This is a genomic window from Halomonas llamarensis (assembly GCF_023555005.1).
GTDB lineage: Bacteria > Pseudomonadota > Gammaproteobacteria > Pseudomonadales > Halomonadaceae > Vreelandella > Vreelandella llamarensis.
The window spans coordinates 1-392 of the sequence record NZ_JAMJPJ010000113.1; the positions used below are offsets into that span (position 1 = coordinate 1).

Sequence of the window (392 nt, forward strand, 5' to 3'; positions counted from 1 at the left end):
AATGTCTCGATATTCCAACGCCGTGAATACCAAACAAGCTTTTGCACGGCGTCGGCGCGAGTAGCAATGGGAAGGTTAGTGACCAACTTCCAAATAACAGGGGAACGCCCGTCGGGCGGATTTCTCTCCTCAGCAAAAATAATACCAAGCTGCAGTGGTTGAATAGATGTGACCACCCCAGTTAAGGAATAATGCCCTGAAACTGGAGATGGATCATGACCACACGAAAGCAGTACTCGAAAGAATTTAAACTGGATGCGATTAGCCTAGGGCCTGTTGACGTTTCACATTGGGAGCCATAAAAAACCGCACGCCAAAGCCACCATGCTTTCGTAGTTTCGCTTCAGTTTATCGTAGCGCGTCGCTATGGCGCGATACGATTTTAAACGGGC

The 392-nt window shown here is 48.5% G+C and carries 1 pseudogene; it reads right to left on the reverse strand.

Annotated features, from left to right (window positions below):
• Positions 1 to 284: 284 nt before the first annotated feature.
• A pseudogene (locus tag M8006_RS17825) lies at positions 285 to 392 on the reverse strand (IS5/IS1182 family transposase); the annotation flags it as partial.